This window comes from Hyunsoonleella flava, from assembly GCF_004310325.1.
Lineage (GTDB): Bacteria > Bacteroidota > Bacteroidia > Flavobacteriales > Flavobacteriaceae > Jejuia > Jejuia flava.
Map to the genome: position 1 here is coordinate 89,652 of NZ_SIRT01000010.1, position 19,417 is coordinate 109,068.

The window sequence follows — 19,417 nt, forward strand, 5'->3', positions numbered from 1 at the left end:
AAACGTAACAACCAATGACAAAAAATAACAAAAACAAAAAGGTAGATAAAGAGTTTCCGTTATCGTCATGGGCTATTAACAACAAAACAACCATGTATGTGTTAATAGTGCTCATTCTATTTCTAGGGGCTGGTGCGTACTTTAGTATGCCAAGGGAAAACTTTCCTGAAATTAAAGAAACCAAAATCTATATCAGTTCTGTTTATCCTGGTAATACCGCTGAGGATATTGAAAAACTGATAACTGATCCTATTGAGGATAAACTAAAGACAGTGAGTAACGTTGTGGAAATCACCTCAACTTCACAAGAAGATTACTCTATTGTAATTGTTGAATTTGATGAAGATATTACTGTTGAGGCTGCAAAGCAAAAAGTAAAAGACGAGGTGGACTCAGAAACCTCGGGTGAAGATTGGCCCACCTTTAACGGTGCCAAGGTAGAGCCAAACATCTTCGATTTAAGCATGTCTGAAGAAATCCCAATTCTTAATATCAATATTTCTGGCGATTATCCAGTTGATAAGCTAAAAGAATATGGTGAATATCTTGAAGATGAAATTGAAAGTCTTCAAGAAATAAAACAGGTTGATATTCGCGGAGCTCAAGAAAAAGAGGTTGAAGTTGCCGTAGATATTTACAAAATGATGGCAGCTCAAGTAAGTTTTGATGACATCATCAATACTATTAATCGTGAAAATATGACAATGTCTGCAGGTAATTTAATCACCAGTGGACAACGTCGTACGATTAGAATAATTGGTGAAATTGAAAACCCAAGCGAGCTTGAAAGTTTTGTGGTAAAATCAGAAAAAGGCAACCCTATTTACCTTAGAGATGTAGCAAAAGTTACATTCAAGGATGAGGACAAAACCACATATGCAAGAGAGTTTGGGCATCCTGTTGTAATGCTTGACGTAAAAAAACGGGCTGGTAAAAATATGGTGGCTGCAGCAGAACAAATTCAAGTAATTGTTGACAATGCCATAGAAAATGTATTTCCTCCAGATTTGGAAGTTAGCATTGCAAATGATCAATCCTCCAAAACTATAGGACAAGTTGATGATTTGGTAAACAACATCATCTTCGGTATCATACTGGTAGTTACTGTTTTAATGTTCTTCCTAGGCTTTAAAAACGCTTTATTTGTTGGGTTTGCCATACCAATGTCCATGTTTATGTCTCTAATGATTTTGAACATGTTAGGCTATACGATGAACACCATGATCCTTTTTGGACTAATTATGGGGCTTGGAATGTTGGTGGATAACGGGATTGTTGTTGTAGAAAATGTTTATCGCTTAATGAGCGAAGAAGGCATGAGTCGAATTGAAGCGGCTAAAAAGGGGATTGGAGAAATTGCATTTCCAATTATAATTTCAACAGCAACTACAGTTGCAGCATTTATACCTCTCGGACTATGGCCTGGGGTAATGGGACAATTTATGATATATTTCCCAATTACACTTTCTGTGGTACTTGGCTCTTCTTTATTCGTAGCCATCTTTTTCAACTCTGTAATGGTATCACAATTTATGACTACAGAAGACAAAGAGATGCCGCTTCAAAACATCATTAAAATTTCAGCTATAGTAGGTGGTCTTGGGCTTTTAATCATGTTTTTTGGAGGCGATTATAGAGGGTTGGGCACTCTAATGATTGTAACTGTTGGTTTACTTTGGATCTATCGTTTATTCCTTCGAAATTGGGCAAACGCATTTCAAAATAAAACTCTACCTAAATCTGAACGTATTTACGAAAAAACATTGCGTGCAGCACTAAGCGGAAGAAAACCACAATTTATTGCTATAGGCACGTTTGTTTTGTTGATTATAGCATTTATGGGCTTTGGTGCATCAGTAGGAAGTCAAAGAACAAAAGTGGAGTTCTTCCCGGATAATACACCAAACCAAATCATTGTCTATATTGAATATCCTGAAGGTACAGACATTGAAAAAACCAATGCCATCACAAAAGATATTGAAGATCGGGTTTACAAAATTATAAACGATGAAGCTTACAAGAAAGGTGATTTCAATTTCCTAACGGAAAGTGCCGTATCGCAAGTAGGCGAAGGTGCTGGAAACCCACAAACCGATGGTGGTTCCGCTGCTGAAATGCCACATCGTGGCAAAATAACGGCTACCATGCGTGAGTATAAATATAGAGATGGTGCAGACAGTAATGTACTGCTTAAAAAAGTACAAGAAGCGCTGCAAGGTATTTATCCTGGAGTAGCTATTTCTGTGGAAAAAGATGCGGTTGGTCCACCAGCTGGATACCCCATCAACTTAGAATTGGAAGGCGATGATTACGCTGAATTAATTGCCACTGCCGAAAAAATGCGTGATTATATCAACTCTAAAAATATTCAAGGAATCGATGAATTGAAGATTGACGTCAACAAATCTAAACCTTCAATGCAAGTTTTAGTTGACAGAAAAAAGGCTGGTGAGCTAGGGGTTACAGCAGGACAAGTAGGGCAGCAATTACGTAATTCAATTTTTGGTGCAAAAGCGGGTATCTATAAAAAGGATGGCGAAGATTATGATATCTATGTGCGCTTTAATGAAGAAAACCGCTATAATACCAGTGCCATTTTTAATCAAAAAATTACGTTTAGAGACATGGCTTCTGGTCAAATTAAAGAAATCCCCGTCTCTACAGTAGCCAAGCAAAATAACAATTCTGGATTTAGTGCTATTAAACACAGAGATGTGAGACGTGTTGTAACGCTCTACTCTGCTTTAGCTCCAGGGTTTACAGATGCAGGTGCTATAGTCTCACAAATTCAAAATGAAATGAAAGGGTTTACTGAAAAACCAGATGGCGTAAAAGTAGACTATACAGGACAAATTGAAGAACAAAACAAGCAAATGGCATTCTTAATGGGCGCTTTTTTCACAGGCTTAGGATTGATTTTCTTCATTTTAATATTTCAATTTAACTCCGTTTCAAAACCAGCAATTATCATGTTAGCCATTTTCTTGAGTTTAATTGGTGTGTTTGGAGGATTAGTGATTACAGGGAGTGCTTTCGTTATTATGATGACCATGATGGGTATCATTTCCCTTGCAGGTATTGTTGTAAATAATGGCGTGGTATTACTGGATTATACCCAATTACTAATCGATAGAAAAAAGGTGCTACTCGATTTAGAGGATGAGCAATATTTACAAACCGATGATTTAGTTGAGGCCATAGTAAAAGGCGGAAAAGCCCGTTTACGCCCAGTACTATTAACGGCAATCACAACAATTTTAGGGTTAATCCCTTTAGCAACAGGTTTGAATATAAATTTCTTTACGTTGTTTAGTGAGTTCGACCCGAACATTTACATGGGAGGTGATAACGTAATCTTTTGGGGACCATTAGCATGGACCGTAATCTATGGTTTATTTATTGCAACATTCCTTACGCTTATTGTAGTTCCTATTTTATTCTTCCTATCTACTAAATTCAAAATGTGGTTATACAAAAACCGAAATGCAAAAGTAGGTTTGGTTGCTGCACAAAAAGAAGTATTTAACGTAAATAAACGCTTGGAAGAAGCATAGACGATATAAAGACTTTTAATTGTCTGACTAATTCAATTAATAGCAGGAAGGAGCCACATGTTTTATTGTGGCTCTTTTCATTTTGTTCGCTAATCCTGTCCCGATGTTTCCAGAGTTTAAGAATCTCATCATTTGAAAAGCAAATTCAGCCCACAAATTCATATATAATCACATATCTTATGTAAATTTGCACCTCAATTTTCATTCAATGTATAGAAGTCATAATTGCGGCGAATTAAGAGCCGCACATATTAATACAGAAGTTACTTTAGCTGGTTGGGTTCAAAAATCTAGAGACAAAGGGTTTATCGTTTGGGTAGATTTGCGAGACCGCTACGGTATCACACAACTAGTTTTTGATGAAGAGCGTACTTCAAAAGATTTAATTCAGCAAGCACAAAACTTAGGTAGAGAGTTTGTAATTCAAGCCAAGGGCACCGTTGTGGAACGTGCTTCGAAAAATCCAAACATCCCAACAGGTGATATTGAACTTTTGGTTTCGGAACTAACAATTTTAAACCAAGCGCTCTTGCCTCCGTTCACAATTGAAGATAAAACCGATGGTGGGGAGGATTTAAGAATGAAATATCGCTATCTCGACATCAGAAGAAACCCTGTAAAAGATAGTTTGATTTTTAGGCATAAAGTAACTCAAGAAGTTAGAAACTATTTATCTACAGAAGGATTTATTGAGGTAGAAACCCCATATTTAATAAAATCTACCCCTGAAGGCGCCCGTGATTTTGTGGTACCATCTAGAATGAATGAAGGACAATTTTACGCACTACCACAATCACCACAAACCTTCAAGCAACTATTGATGGTTGGTGGTATGGATAAATATTTTCAGATTGTAAAATGTTTTAGAGACGAAGATTTACGCGCTGATAGACAACCAGAATTCACACAAATAGATTGTGAAATGGCGTTTATAGAGCAAGAAGATATTTTGAATGCGTTTGAGGGATTAACGCGTCATCTCCTTAAAGAAATCAATGGGGTTGACATTGAAAAATTCCCAAGAATGCTTTATGACGATGCGATGCGCTTGTATGGAAATGATAAACCGGACATTCGTTTTGGGATGGAGTTTGGAGAATTAAACAAGGTTGCACAACACAAGGATTTCAATGTTTTTAACAAAGCAGAATTGGTAGTTGGCATTGCTGTACCTGGAGGAAACACTTACACCAGAAAAGAGATTGACAAATTGATTGATTGGGTAAAGCGTCCACAAGTGGGTGCTTTAGGTATGGTATATTGTCGCTGTAATGATGATGGCTCTTTTAAATCATCTGTAGATAAATTCTACGATCAGGACGATTTAGCTAAGTGGGCTGAGGTTACTGGCGCAAAACCTGGTGATTTAATTTGTGTACTGTCAGGAGACACCAATAAAGTGCGTGCACAGTTAAGCGCACTTCGTATGGAATTAGCTGAACGTTTAGGCTTGCGCAAACCTGATGAATTTGCTCCACTCTGGGTAATGGATTTCCCTTTATTAGAATGGGACGAGGAAACAGAACGTTATCATGCAATGCACCATCCGTTTACTGCACCGAAACCTGGACAAATAGAATTATTAAAAACTGAACCTGGTGCTGTAAAGGCCAATGCCTACGATTTAGTGTTAAACGGCAATGAAATTGGCGGTGGCTCCATTAGAATTCACGACAAGGAAACACAATCCTTAATGTTTGATTATTTAGGCTTTACACCAGAAGAGGCAAAAGCGCAATTTGGGTTTTTAATGGACGCATTTCAGTATGGTGCGCCTCCACATGGAGGTTTAGCCTTTGGATTGGATAGACTGGTGGCTATTTTGGGCGGACAAGAAACTATTCGCGATTTTATTGCATTCCCTAAGAACAATTCAGGTAGGGATGTTATGATTGACGCACCTGCACCAATAGATGATGAACAACTTGAAGAATTAAGCTTAAAACTTAATTTAAAATCATAACTACAAAATCCCGCAATTGCGGGATTTTTTGTTAATTTTATTACATTCAGATGAAACACTTTCTAATACTATTCATTTCGTGCGTAACACTTTCTGGGTTCTCTCAAGAACTCACTGGCTCGCAACTCTTAGAAAAAGCCATTGCTTATCACGATCCTAATAGCACATGGAATACCTTTAAAGGCAAACTTTTCATCACAATGGAAATTCCTAAAAAGCCAAATAGAGATAGTGAAATTGTTATCGATTTGCCAAATGAGTTTTTTTCAGTAAAATCAAAAGTTAACGACACCATTTCAGAATATACTATCAATAAAGATAGTATTACTATTGTTTTCAACGGGGACAGAAATCCTACCGAAGACGTTTTAAAAGAACAACGCTTAAGTAAAAAAAGAGCTAAGCTCTACCAAAACTATTACACCTATCTGTATGGTTTACCAATGAAATTGAAAGACCCTGGCACCATCATTCATAATGAAGTTATAACTAAAACCTTCAAAGGCAAAACATATTGGGTATTAAAGGCTACTTATAAAGATGACGTTGGAAATGATATTTGGTATTTCTACTTTGATAAAGACACATACGCCATGGAAGTGTATCAGTTTTTCCATGATGAATCTAAAAATGATGGTGAGTATATTTTACTTTCAGAAGAAGAGGTTATCAACGGTATCAAAATGCCAAAAATCAGAGCTTGGTATATGAATAAAGATAATAAGTATTTGGGTACTGATATTTTAAAATCGAAACGCTAAATATGGGTTTCAAGAGTATTTTACGTAAATTTTTGATTTGGAAATACAAGCATATTTCTGAACGACAATTTATATATATGCTTAGTATTCTCGTGGGATTTCTTGCGGGTATGGGTACAGTAATGCTTAAAAACCTTACGCACGGTATTCGTAATCTTTTTAATTCTTACGTATTTAAGGACTACCAAAGTTCACTCTATTTTATTCTGCCAATTATTGGTTTGTTATTGGTATATATCATTAAACAAACTTGGTTAAAAAAGCATATCGGTCATGGTATTTCAACTACCCTGCATGCCATTTCAAAACTTAATGGTATTATCCCAAGATATAACATTTATGCTGCCTTAATTACCGCACCGCTTACTGTAGGGTTTGGTGGTTCTGTGGGATTACAGGGGCCTGCTGTTAGCGTTGGTTCAGCTTTAGGATCAAATGCAGCACGTTTGTTCCATATGAATACGAAAACACGTTTGCTTTTAATTTCTTGTGCTGCTGCTGGTGCCATGGCATCTATGTTTAAAGCACCTATTGCCGCCATTATTTTTGCTATAGAAATTTTTAGTTTAGATATTGCTTTTGCCTCCCTAGTACCACTGTTGTTAGCTTCGGTTTCAGCGGTTGTAACTTCCTATTTTTTCTTAGGGACTGATGTCCTATTACGTTTTGAACTTACCGACAAATTCGTTATCAACGATATAGGTTTCTATGCCATTTTGGGCATTGTTACCGGTTTAATGTCGGTATACTATTCAAAAGTATTCTTTGGTATTACCAACTTTTTCAAGCAATTTAAAAGTCGCGCAAAACGACTACTTATAGGTGGTTTAGCCATTGGTACAATGCTCTATATTATTCCTCCACTTTACGGTGAAGGTTACGGGGTAATGAACAACTTATTGAAAGGCGATCATATTGCAGCCATTGGGAACACTCCTTTTAACTTAGACTTAGAAAATATTTGGATTGTAATAGGCTTGCTTTTAGGTATTGCTATTTTCAAAGCTATTGCAATGACCACAACCTTTGGTGCTGGGGGTGTTGGTGGTGTGTTTATTCCAACACTTGTAATGGGAAGCGCATTGGGAAATGCTTTTGCGAAAATTATCAACAATCTAGGACTGGATTTTCAAGTCTCTGAATCTAATTTCACATTAATTGGTATGACGGGCCTGATGGCAGGTGTTTTGCATGCGCCATTAACTGCTATTTTCTTAATTGCAGAAATCACAGGTGGGTATGAGCTTTTTGTACCGCTAATGCTTGTGGCAGCCATATCCTTCTCCATTACCAAATACTACATTTCACATTCAATTTACACTTTAAAACTTGCGCAACGCGGGGAATTAATTACACACGACAAGGACAAAAACGTACTGATGATGTTAGAAATTGATAAAGTTATCGAAACCAATTTCATCATCTTAAAGCCCGAGATGAAGTTACGTGAAGTACTCGAAAACGCAGTAGCCAAATCGTCACGAAATCACTTTCCTGTGGTCAATAAAAACGACGAGTTTTTAGGCGTCATTAGGTTAGATGACATCAGACATATGATGTTTAATACCGAACTTTATGACAAGGTAGATGTAGAAAGTTTAATGCATGCCGACGCTGGTATCATCAGTTACGAAGCAGACACCATGAATACCATCATGCAAAAATTTAAAACAAGCGGCGCATGGAATTTGCCCGTTATTAAAAATGGCAAATATTACGGTTATATTTCAAAATCTAAGTTATTAACGGCTTATCGACGCCAATTAATTAATGTTACGCAGTAGTTATCAGGATGAATAATAAAGGATTTGAAATAAAATTAAATGGTGAGTTGCTAACCAGAGCTGGCTTGCAAAACAACCATGGTATTGTAACATGTATTGTTAATGCAGTTTTGAGAAAGGAAGAGAAAAAACAAAGTTTAGAATTACATGTATCTGGACTAAATTCTGATGAGAATCAACACATTAAGTGGACTAAATTAACTGAATTAAAGGAAAACGACATTGTCTCAGTGAAGATAGTTGCAGGTAACTTTGATGAACCTAAAGAAAAAAGCAAAAAAAGAAGTGACAAATACTTACTAGAACAAAAAATCAAAACATACCATAAATTAAAAGAGGAACTAAAAGATCATATCAAATAATGAAAATTGTAAAAATTATTACATTACTATTATTTATTATATCGGCTATATTAATTGTTTCAGGATTTTTAATACAGTCCGCAAACTCTCAAAGATTAATTGGCTCTGGTGTAGCAGTATTATTCCTTCTTGTATTCCCGTTATTTTCTTATTATCGCTGGAAAGACAAAAACTTAAAAGATTACATGCTTACCAAGGAAAATTTGGATAAAATGCGCGAAAACCAAAAGAAAAACAAGTATTAATTATTTGGGCGTTACCCACTCCCGATAGCTATCGGGAGGGTCGGGCTTTCACTACTCAATCCCTCCTACGTCGGGGATTTCAAACATGCCGTTCAATCCCTAACGCACCTATCTGCTGTCATAATTATAAAAACCTAGCTATTTACTTTTTTGCAAAGGTTAATTCAAATTACGCTTCATAATAAAAAATCGCTTCATCAAATCACTAGCATCATCTGCCATAACACCACCCTCTAGTTTCGTTTTAGGGTGTAATTTCGTTTTCAAATTAATACAACCTCGCTCCACATCCCGCGCGCCATAAACTATTCTAGAAATCTGGCTCCAATACAATGCACCAGCACACATCTGGCAAGGTTCTAACGTAACGTAAAGCGTGCAGCCTTTCAAATATTTTCCACCTAAAAAATTAGCAGCTGCAGTAATGGCCTGCATTTCAGCATGAGCAGTAACATCGGTTAAAGTTTCGGTAAGGTTGTGGCCTCTAGCTATAATTTTATTATCTATTACAACGACAGCGCCCACGGGAATCTCTCCTTTTTCAAAAGCTATTTCTGCTTCTTGAAGGGCTTTCCTCATAAAATAAGCATCATCAAAAGGTTCTATCATAAACGCAAAAATACAAATTCAATTTACGTCGGCAAGAAGCTTAAAAAAGTTCTAAGACGACTAAGCAACCATTACGACAGAAGAAATAATCTTACTTTTATTCTTTTATAATTTTATGATTTGTACTGTTGTATTCTCCAATAATTTTTAGCACATAGAGTCCCGATTGTAAACCGCTAATATCAATTTCAACATTACGCACTAAGGTAGCCGATTGCGATAAAACGATTCTACCATTAATATCAACCAGCTCCAATGTAACCCCGCCTAAGTTTCTGCCAGATGAAATTGTTAATATATTTGAGGCTGGATTAGGGAATACGTTATAATCTGCTGCACTAAAGTTATCGTTACTTAGCGTTGTACAATTGGCCAAACTTATATCGGATGGATCTGGTGTGGTAAAATCCTCCACCTGATCATTAAATACATTCAATTCTCCTCTTGAAGCAGCAACACCTAAACCTCTAGCGGCAAACACCTCCCAAATTAAACATTGGTCTACACCTCCAGATAATGCTGTATCAGCAGCTAATATCCCATCTCTTCCATCGATAAAATCGGGATTACAGCCTTGTAACTTCAAGCTTTCTATAATTAGCGCCATAACTTTGTTATTTCCGCCCGTTCCATTATATAAATCTGGATCGAAACCATATTTATCAATATATGCCCAAGTTAAATCCCAAAGTATGGTAGCCCAAATAGTTCCATTATAATGTACTGACTCATTAAGTTTAATATCTTCTCCTGTGTCAGCATCTTGCCCTATAACCCTATCGTCATTGGTTTCATTAAAAGTATATTCGTTTATAGCAACATCTGTACTATATCTTCGTGTTCTAATACCTCTCCCATCAATTTCCTCGCCGTTTGCAAAAGTTCCTATACCTCTTCCGTCAGTTCCAACATCCGAAGGTTTCATTGTTAGCATTAAAGCAAACCAATCGGACCATCCTTCTCCCATTTGGAAATTATTGTTTAGACAGCTAGAATTATTCGCACCTCCTGTTAACCTAGTAGTGATACCGTGTCCGTATTCATGAATAATAATACCATTGTCAAAACTAGAGTCCTTAAAAAATGGGCCATTATCCACAATAGTGGCTGTTATTCTTTCCCTTCTTCTAATAGCATTGATAATGGTTTCGCCATCGTCAAAATTAATAAATATGGAAGGTATTGTAAACTCGGGATCGGTTACACCATACATATTAACATAAGGCACATAATTTGGGTCACTATCTGGATTGTTGTGATTTGCCACAATAACTGCGATGGCGCCTGCATCTTGCGCATTTTGAATTTTAGCAGTAAAATTGCAACTGCCTCTGCGAATTACAGCAATCTTACCTGCCATGTTTGCCGAATTTATTAAAGGACTACACCCTTCTTCAGGAACTACGCCACCATCATCCGCAATTACCAATGCACCAGTAACTGGTGTAGAAGAAGGTCCTGTAATATTTCCTGGGCCATCAGCGCCGTTTCCTCTAGATGGCTTAACTGAGTTATAGTTCCCCGCTATAGTCCCTCCCGAAATTGTTAAGTTATCTTCGGCTATTACAGCTCTAGACCATAAAAACATTTGCATTCTTGCAGCACTTCCATCTGGTGGTGTTGCAAAATTTGCATTATTAGTTCCAGAACCATCTTGTGCTTGAGCAACGACACTATCGCCTTCGTCTCCTCCTTTACCATAATTATTTTCCTGAAAATTTCCATTAAGTTCATCAAAACCATAATGATAAAAAATATCGTGTACTACATTATTGTGATAAAATAGATTTATAGTTGCAGCATCCAAATAATTGTCGGCCTCCTGATTTAAATTGGGTGTTGGGAAATTAAAATTTAAACTTGCTGTTCCATCTGGAGAAGTCCCATTCGTAAAATTACTCCCGTCCAAATCATCCTGTGCCCATACATTATTACCTCTAGTATCAGTATGTTCAGCACCCACAACGCCATCAGTGTCGTGCCATCCAAATGGGGATGCAACAGGGTCTGCAGGTTCTGTTACAACCTGAAAAGAACCATGGTTTGGACTCTCAATCGGTAAAGGCAGCACATTGTATTGAGAATTATCAACTAAAAACGAACTTTTTTTGAATACGTTAAATGTTTCTGCCTCTCTTGCAACTGAAGTTATATTTTCATTTGTGTGCGTATGTTCACCCTCAAAACTGCAATTAATAACCCAATCATCTTTATCTAAAATAACTCCAGATAATGCGTCTACTCGTACACTCCACCAATGTTTACTATCAAGGGTGTAAATATTTAAATCCCAAGCCAGTTTTAAATTGCCTTCTTTATCCTTTAAGTACATCAATTCTACTGGTACATGCTCTTGAGATAAATCACCAGCAGCAAACACCTTTTTAAACGCACTTGAAGACACCTCCTCCGGTGTGCCTTCCATCTTCATTTTAAAATGGGTTGCAGTTTTTTGCATTGCTTCAACAGCCTTCAACGAAGGAGACAACACATTTACTTTATCTTCAATATTAGAAATGAAGTTATTCTTAAAATAGAATATCTCATTATTTTTTATTGCCAAGTTTGAAATTGCATTGTATATTTTTACGCCCTTATAGGATTGATATAAATATACATGGGTTACACCTGATTGCTTTGAATATGACGTTCTATCTAAGTAAATGTCTGAGATATCGGCGCCAGATAAATGATTCAACTTATCATTGTTTTTAATGTAGTCTAATATTTGTTGACCTAAAGCAGATTCTGATAATTTTTCTTGTCCGAAACTGAAATTCACTAAACCGAAAACAAAAAAGGTAACAAATAACAAGGGTAGTCTAAGATCCATATTATAATTTTTTCGTGAATATACGAGTTAGTATTCTAATTTACAACCATGGTTTTCCATAATCGATCAAAGTGTAATTCCCCGACACAACTTACTTTAATCTTATGAAAACCATAAATTCTTGTACTTTTGCCTCGTGAAGAAACGTTTGCTAGATACTATTAATACTCCTGAAGAACTTCGTCTATTACAACAAGAAGACCTTACAGTTTTAGCTAAAGAACTACGTAATTTCATTATCAACATAGTTGCGACTAAAGAAGGTCATCTAGGAGCAAGTTTGGGAGTAGTAGAACTCACAATTGCATTACATTATGTATTCAATACACCAGAGGATTTATTGCTTTGGGATGTTGGGCATCAAGCCTACGGACATAAAATTTTAACAGGAAGAAAAGACATTTTTCATACCAACAGGCAATTAAGCGGCATTAGTGGCTTTCCAAAACGAAGTGAAAGTGAATATGACGCCTTTGGAACAGGACATTCGTCAACCTCAATTTCAGCAGCTTTGGGTATGGCCATTGCATCAAAATTAAAGGGCGAAAACAAACATCATATTGCTGTAATTGGTGATGCATCTATTGCGAGTGGAATGGCTTTTGAAGGCTTAAATCATGCTGGGGTTACCGATGCCAACTTATTGGTAATTTTAAATGATAATGCCATTGGTATCGATCCAAGTGTAGGTGCATTAAAACAATATTTAACCAACATTAAAAAAGGCACACAAAAACGCAACAATATTATTGAAGCGTTGAATTTTGATTATTCAGGCCCTATTGACGGGCATGATTTAGATACTGTTATCTCAGAATTGAAACGATTAAAAACCGTTAAGGGGCCGAAATTATTGCATGTAATTACAACCAAAGGTAAAGGTTTAAAGCAGGCAGAAACTGACCAAGTAAAATACCATGCTCCTGGAAAATTTGATGCTAAAACAGGCGATTTGGCAGTTAACCCAAACACAAAACAACCACCAAAATATCAAGATGTCTTTGGGTATACCATTGTAGAACTTGCGAAACAAAACAAAAATATCGTGGGGATAACACCCGCAATGCCTACGGGAAGTTCCCTTAAATACATGATGGATGAAATTCCAGATAGAGCTTTTGATGTAGGTATAGCTGAACAACACGCCGTAACCTTAGCAGCAGGTATGGCTACCCAAGGTTTAGTGCCGTTTTGTAACATCTATTCTACATTTTTACAACGGGCTTATGATCAGATTATTCATGACGTGGCTTTACAAGACTTGCCCGTTATTTTTTGCTTAGATCGTGCCGGTTTGGTTGGAGAAGATGGCGCAACACATCACGGTGTTTTTGATTTGAGTTATTTACGTAGCATTCCTAATCTTATCATTTTCGTACCAAGAAACGAAGTAGAGCTGCGCAACATCATGTATACTGCTCAATTAGGTTTAGAACATTCCATAGCCATTCGTTATCCAAGAGGAAGAGGTGTAACTTTAGATTGGAAACAACCATTTAAACTACTTGATATTGGTAAAGGCGAACAATTAAAACAAGGTAAGCAACTTGCTGTTTTAAGCATTGGTACTATTGCCAAAAATATATCCAAAGCGATTGAAAATTTAGAGGTGTCTCATTATGATATGCGTTTTGTAAAACCTTTGGATGAAACTTTACTTCATCACATTTTTAAAACTTATGATACTATAGTATCGGTTGAAGATAATGCCGTTACAGGCGGTTTTGGTTCAGCTATTTTAGAGTTTGCCGCAGCAAATAATTATAAAAATATAGTGAAGCTTATTGGTATTCCTGATAAATTTGTAGAACACGGCAGTATTGAGGAACTTCAAGTTTTGGTTGGGTTAGATTCAAAAAGTATAAGCGCAACAATTAAAACGCTAATTTGATAGTTTAAACCTCAAAATATGAGTTTAGTCAATATACTCAGTTTCCAAAAAGTAGTTTACAATCGCTTCTTTCATTAAAACCGATTGTTCTCCAGCTTTTAGAAAAGGAAGAGCTTCGAGCGCTTTGTAATGGGGCCAGCCATCATCATCTACAAAATCGAGCTCATAATACCCATAAGGACTTAACAGTTTACAAATAGCGATGTGCATTAAGTCTAGTTTTTGATCTTTTTTGAAACTTCGGCTTAGTTGTCCAAGTTCTTGTACTCCGATAAGGTAAATTATGGCATCTAGATCTAGAATATCTCCATCAGCAAATTGAGCGGATAGTTTTTTAACCACTATTTCCCAACGTTCTTTTAATTTTTCGTCTCTAGACATAATTTTTTTAAAGTTGTAAAGTTACTAAACCTAAATATTAGTATTATTCTATATTTGTTTAAATTTATCGTATGGCAATTATTGATATTATTCTAGGTGCGCTTCTTTTATTTGGTATTATTCGTGGCCTGATGAAAGGACTTTTTGTTGAAGTAGCGTCTCTAGCCGCTCTAGTTGCTGGGGTTTACGGAGCAATTCATTTCAGTAATTTTGCAGCAGAGTTTTTAATGGAAAAAGTGTCGTGGGACGAGAAATACATCAATATTGTTGCCTTTGCAATAACCTTTGTTATTATTGTTTTAGCTATTGCGCTTGCTGGAAAAGCCTTAACCAAGTTAGCAAATTTTGCAGCTTTGGGTGCTATAAACAAGGTGTTAGGTGCAATTTTTGGAGGTTTAAAAATAGGATTAATTTTAAGCGTAGTACTTATTGTTTTTGATGGTTTAAATAAAACCATTCCGTTTGCGGCTCCAGAGGATTTAGAAGATTCGGTTTTGTATGGCCCTGTAAAATCCCTGGCACCTACAATTTTCCCAAATATAATTAAGAAGAATGATGATAATGAGGATAAGCTCCAAATTGAATCAGTTTAGTACCGCTCCATCCATTTAAAATAATCTTTGTACACCTTCTCTTTCTCTTGTCTTACATAGTCTAAAAACGCAAGAGCAACAGGCGACAAACTTTTCTTTTTTAGCCAAATAAGTTTCCATTGCGATTCTAACGGAAGTCCCTTTACAGGTATAATTTTTAACTCATTTTGAGACAACTCATTTTTAATACTCAATAAGGAAACGATAGACATCCCAATGTCTGCTACAACTGCCTGAATGATGGCTTCATTTGTAGTAAGCTCTAACTTTACCTTAGGTTCTATATGTTCTTTAGCAAAAAACTGTTGCATGGTAAACCGAGTACCAGAACCTTCTTCTCGATAAATTAATGGTATTTTTTTAAAGATAGACTTGTTCTTTAAAATTTCACTATCCAAACTATTACTCCCTGCCGCAACCAAATGAAGTTTATTTATCATGATAGGTTCCTCGTATAAATCCAAATGTTCTGGACTAACAGTTACTAATGAAAAATCTACCTCGTTTTGCTCTAAGTCTTTAATAACATTGGTTTTATTGGATACGTCCATCATCAAATCAATCTCAGGATGCTGCTTTAAAAATCCATTTAAGAAATAAGGCATCACGTAGTTGCCTGTTGATACCACAGATATCCTCAACTTTCCAGATAATAGTCCCTTAAAAGCATGAGTTTTATAATCAATAGTCTCAACTTGATTTAAAATAGATTCGGCTATAGCGTGAATTTCTCTACCAAAGTCTGTAATGTACAGTTGCCTACCAATTACTTCCGTTAACGGAATATCAAACTGGTCTTGAAAATTCTTAAGTTGAATGGACGCCGCAGGCTGTGTCATATTCAATTCTTCTGCTGCTTTAGTGATGCTTTTGTTTTGTACAATAACACTAAATACCTTTAGTTGATGCAATGTAAAATTCATTAAAATAATTTATGGTTCTGATAACAAATTTAAATAAAAATATATGAATTAGATGAAATACTTTTGCCTCCGAACTTGAAACAACCTAAAACATGAATATAGATGTACTTATTAGCAATTTGACCAATCCCGTATTGCTATTCTTTATTTTAGGAATACTTGCTACTTGGTTAAAGAGCGACTTAAAAATTCCTGAGAATTCATCAAAATTCATTTCACTTTATCTTCTTTTTGCTATTGGTTTTAAAGGCGGGCAGGAGCTGTCACACAGTGAATTTAATTCTGAAATTTTATATTCTATAATTTTCGCAGTGTTACTTTCCAGCCTTGTACCTATTTACACCTTTTTCGCTTTAAGAAAAAAAGTTGGTGTCCCTAATGCGGGTGCTATTGCCGCAGCTTACGGCTCAGTAAGTGCGGTAACTTTTGTAACCGCAGTATCATTTTTAGAAAATCAAGGTATTTCTTTTGGAGGGCATATGGTGGCCATTATGGCGATTATGGAATCTCCGGCAATTATTGTTGGAGTAATTTTAATTATGCTATATGATGCCGGTAAGCAAACCGATAAATCCATTGGGGCTTTGATAAAACATTCTTTTACTGGAGGCAGTGTTTTAATGCTTGTGGGAAGTTTAGCTATCGGACTTATTGCAGATGCAAATCAAGCCAGAGGTATTGAGCCATTTACAACAGATATATTTAAAGGGTTTTTATCACTGTTCCTTTTAGAAATGGGTATGGTAACTGCACAACGCATTAAAGGTTTTAAAAAGTATGGTTTCTTTTTATTTGCTTTTGGAATTCTCGTTCCGCTTATCAACGGACTGATTGTGGCCTACCTAAGTGGTTTTATTACTGATAATCCTGGAAACCGTTTATTATTTGCTATACTTGGAGCTGGAGCATCCTACATTGCCGTACCAGCCACAATGAAACTAGCTGAACCTAGAGCAGATGCAGGTATTTATATACCTATGGCTTTGGGTATAACGTTCCCATTTAATATAACTTTGGGTATGCCTATTTACTATGCTTTTATCGAAATGATGTAATATTAGAGAGTGTCCTGTATAAAAACAAAAACCACCAAGAAATGGTGGTTTTTAAATTATATGAATGAAAATAACTTAATCCAAATCGAAGGTAAAGATAGCATCAAGATGTTCTGCACTGTCCATAGATACTTTTAAGTCCTTAATAACACCGTCTTTTAAACCGTATACCCATCCATGTATTTCCAATCCGGTATTATTCTTCCATGCATTTTGTACTATAGAGGTCTTAGCCAAATCGTAAACCTGTGCTTTCACATTGAGCTCTACAAGTCTGTCAAATCTTTTTTTGTCATCGGAAATTTTTCTTAATTCCGTGATATTATCCTTGTAAACCTCTTTAATGTTTCTTATCCATTTATTAATTAATCCCAAGGATTTGTTTTGCATTGCAGCAGCAACACCACCGCAGCCGTAATGCCCGCAAACTATAATGTGCGTTACTCCTAAATGATTCACTGCATAATCCAAAACACTTAGCATATTCATATCGGTATGTACTACCATATTTGCAATGTTTCTGTGTACAAATAATTCTCCAGGATGTGTCCCTGTAATCTCATTTGCTGGCACTCTACTATCCGCACAACCAATCCATAAAACTGGCGGTTTCTGTCCTTTGGATAATTCTTCAAAGTAGTTTTTATCCTTCGCTGTCATTTCCTCTACCCACTCTTTATTATTTTCAAGTAGCTGGTGATAATATGTGTTTTTCATGTTTATATTTTTTAATTCTTTCTATTACTGTTACGCTAAAGTTATCAAAAAAATTATTGTTTGAATATTAAAATGTAAATACATTTTTCATATTGTAGTTACTAACTAATTTTTGGTCTAAGTTTAAAGAAGTCTATAAAGCTTTCAGGGTTTTCTATAGCACCTGATTCATGTATTAAATGAATTGTAATATTTCTTTCCTTAGCTTTAAATGAAAAGTCTTCTAAAATCTCAATAATATCGTTATCTAAATACCTAGTTTTTCTAACGTCAAGTTCTAAAAGTGAATCGTGGGGAACTCTATCCAATTCCTTCAAAATGGCGCCTTTATTAAAAAATGTTACCTCCTCTGCAAGCGTCATTTTTATTTTACCATCGTCTATATCCTCACCTTCCTTATGTAAAAAGTGTGAATTTTGGTAGCTCTTGATTAAAATAATAATGATGCCTACTGCCAAACCAAGGCCTATGCCTTTTAACAAATCGCTAAAAACAATTCCTAGTATAGTAACCATAAAGGGCAACCATTGTTTCCAGCCCAAGCTAAACATCTGTTTAAATGTTGAAGGTTTCGCCAGTTTATACCCCACAATAAACAATACTGCGGCTAAAACTGATAATGGTATCATATTTAATAATCGCGGAATAAGAATAACTGAAGTCAACAAAAAGAAACCGTGAATGATAGCCGATAATTTAGTTTGACCTCCAGATTGAATATTAGCTGAACTTCTTACAATTACTTGAGTAATAGGCAAGCCTCCAATTAAACCAGAAATAACATTACCTGTACCTTGAGCCAACAACTCTCTATTAGTCGGTGTTACGTTTTTGTGAGGATCTAACTTATCAGTTGCTTCAACACAAAGCAATGTTTCAAGTGAAGCCACCAGTGCAATGGTAAAACCAGTAACCCATATTTCAACCTTGCCTAGAACTGCAAAATTAGGAAAGCTAAACTGCCCTAAAAAATCATTAAAACCATCTGGAACTGGAACTGCCACCAAATGATCTGCTGACAAATTAAGAGTGCTCCCTTTTGTGAAAACATAAAACAAAATACCTACAATAACCGCCACCAAAGGGCCTTGAACTAACTGAAAAAACCTTCCTTTCTTTGAAAGCACATTAGCCCATAAAATGAGTATTCCCAAAGAGACTAAAGCTATTACTGTAGCCCCAACATTTACATTACCACTTATTAATGCATTTAATGCATTTAGTAGTTCTGTAATGGTATTCTTGCCATCAACTTGAAGAAATGCAAAATCGCCTTGAGGATCTTTATCCATTCCAAAGAAATACGGAATCTCTTTTAATATTATAATAATACCAATACCCGTAAGCATACCTTTGATTACCGAAGAAGGGAAGAAATACCCAATAATACCCAAACGTAGCACGCCAAACAACAATTGAATGGCACCACCAATGACGACAGCAACTAAAAAGTTTTCATAACCTAAAGACGTAATAGCTGCAAGCACAATAGCGGCAAGTCCTGCTGCTGGACCACTTACACCAATTGAAGATCCGCTTAAACTCCCCACAACTATCCCACCAACAATACCTGCGATAAGTCCTGAAAATAGCGGAGCTCCACTTGCTAAAGCGATACCTAAACATAAGGGTAATGCAACAAAAAATACTACGATACTAGCAGGGAGATCGCTTTTTAAATTTTTAAACATAAAATAAATAATTGTAAACCAAAGCCTGAAAGGCTAACAGTTTAGTTAGTAAGAA

At 36.1% G+C, this 19,417-nt stretch carries 15 protein-coding genes; 9 read left to right on the forward strand and 6 right to left on the reverse strand.

Translation table 11 applies throughout. The features are described from left to right. The first annotated feature begins 14 nt into the window (after window positions 1-14). From EYD45_RS11960 to EYD45_RS11985, 6 genes are all read left to right on the forward strand, one after another. Window positions 15-3,554 carry an efflux RND transporter permease subunit gene (locus tag EYD45_RS11960; protein WP_130964792.1) on the forward strand — a complete coding sequence of 1,180 codons (3,540 nt, stop codon included), beginning with the start codon at window positions 15-17 and terminating at the stop codon, window positions 3,552-3,554. A gap of 208 nt (window positions 3,555-3,762) precedes the next feature. Beyond that, window positions 3,763-5,517: an aspartate--tRNA ligase gene (gene aspS / locus EYD45_RS11965; protein ID WP_130964793.1), complete on the forward strand. Its 1,755-nt coding sequence runs from the start codon at window positions 3,763-3,765 to the stop codon at window positions 5,515-5,517. Window positions 5,518-5,567: 50 nt separating this feature from the next. Next, window positions 5,568-6,278, forward strand: coding sequence for a DUF6503 family protein (locus EYD45_RS11970; RefSeq protein ID WP_130964794.1), 711 nt, complete (start codon window positions 5,568-5,570; stop codon window positions 6,276-6,278). Between the two features lie 2 nt (window positions 6,279-6,280). Continuing rightward, entirely contained in the window at window positions 6,281-8,062 is a 1,782-nt protein-coding gene (locus EYD45_RS11975) for a chloride channel protein (protein WP_130964795.1), read from the forward strand. An 8-nt stretch (window positions 8,063-8,070) separates the two neighbouring features. Next, complete coding sequence (locus EYD45_RS11980) at window positions 8,071-8,424, forward strand: hypothetical protein (RefSeq protein ID WP_130964796.1); 354 nt, start codon at window positions 8,071-8,073, stop codon at window positions 8,422-8,424. Further along, a complete protein-coding gene (locus EYD45_RS11985) occupies window positions 8,424-8,669 on the forward strand; it encodes a hypothetical protein (protein ID WP_130964797.1) in 246 nt (81 codons plus the stop codon). The genes EYD45_RS11980 and EYD45_RS11985 overlap by 1 nt, the downstream gene beginning before the upstream one ends. A 159-nt stretch (window positions 8,670-8,828) precedes the next feature. On the opposite strand, the gene EYD45_RS11990 is transcribed toward EYD45_RS11985, so the two are convergent. Together EYD45_RS11990 and EYD45_RS11995 are read right to left on the reverse strand one after the other, a co-directional pair. Next, window positions 8,829-9,278 carry a nucleoside deaminase gene (locus EYD45_RS11990; protein ID WP_130964798.1) on the reverse strand — a complete coding sequence of 150 codons (450 nt, stop codon included), beginning with the start codon at window positions 9,276-9,278 and terminating at the stop codon, window positions 8,829-8,831. A 97-nt stretch (window positions 9,279-9,375) separates the two neighbouring features. After that, on the reverse strand, window positions 9,376-12,111 hold the full coding sequence (locus EYD45_RS11995) for a T9SS-dependent M36 family metallopeptidase (RefSeq protein WP_130964799.1): 2,736 nt from the start codon (window positions 12,109-12,111) through the stop codon (window positions 9,376-9,378). Window positions 12,112-12,247: 136 nt separating this feature from the next. On the opposite strand from EYD45_RS11995, the gene dxs reads away from it, so the two are divergent. Beyond that, window positions 12,248-14,002 carry a 1-deoxy-D-xylulose-5-phosphate synthase gene (gene dxs / locus EYD45_RS12000; protein WP_130964800.1) on the forward strand — a complete coding sequence of 585 codons (1,755 nt, stop codon included), beginning with the start codon at window positions 12,248-12,250 and terminating at the stop codon, window positions 14,000-14,002. 24 nt (window positions 14,003-14,026) lie between these two features. Here dxs and EYD45_RS12005 read toward each other — a convergent pair whose 3' ends face one another. Beyond that, window positions 14,027-14,383 (reverse strand): hypothetical protein, encoded by a 357-nt coding sequence (locus EYD45_RS12005; protein WP_130964801.1) that lies wholly within the window; start codon window positions 14,381-14,383, stop codon window positions 14,027-14,029. A 71-nt stretch (window positions 14,384-14,454) separates the two neighbouring features. Between EYD45_RS12005 and EYD45_RS12010 the strand changes: the two genes are divergently transcribed. Next, window positions 14,455-14,976 carry a CvpA family protein gene (locus EYD45_RS12010; protein ID WP_130964802.1) on the forward strand — a complete coding sequence of 174 codons (522 nt, stop codon included), beginning with the start codon at window positions 14,455-14,457 and terminating at the stop codon, window positions 14,974-14,976. Here the strand turns inward: EYD45_RS12010 and EYD45_RS12015 are convergent. Beyond that, the gene (locus EYD45_RS12015; protein WP_130964803.1) at window positions 14,973-15,899 is read right to left on the reverse strand and encodes a LysR family transcriptional regulator; all 927 of its coding nucleotides are present in this window, start codon (window positions 15,897-15,899) and stop codon (window positions 14,973-14,975) included. The genes EYD45_RS12010 and EYD45_RS12015 overlap by 4 nt on opposite strands. Before the next feature lie 92 nt (window positions 15,900-15,991). On the opposite strand from EYD45_RS12015, the gene EYD45_RS12020 reads away from it, so the two are divergent. Then, window positions 15,992-16,954, forward strand: a complete 963-nt coding sequence (locus EYD45_RS12020; protein ID WP_130964804.1) for a sodium-dependent bicarbonate transport family permease — start codon at window positions 15,992-15,994, stop codon at window positions 16,952-16,954. Between the two features lie 75 nt (window positions 16,955-17,029). Here EYD45_RS12020 and can read toward each other — a convergent pair whose 3' ends face one another. Both can and EYD45_RS12030 read right to left on the reverse strand, forming a co-directional pair. Next, window positions 17,030-17,671 (reverse strand): carbonate dehydratase, encoded by a 642-nt coding sequence (can, locus tag EYD45_RS12025; RefSeq protein WP_130964805.1) that lies wholly within the window; start codon window positions 17,669-17,671, stop codon window positions 17,030-17,032. Between the two features lie 101 nt (window positions 17,672-17,772). Beyond that, entirely contained in the window at window positions 17,773-19,362 is a 1,590-nt protein-coding gene (locus EYD45_RS12030) for a SulP family inorganic anion transporter (RefSeq protein ID WP_130964806.1), read from the reverse strand. Between the last annotated feature and the right edge of the window lie 55 nt (window positions 19,363-19,417).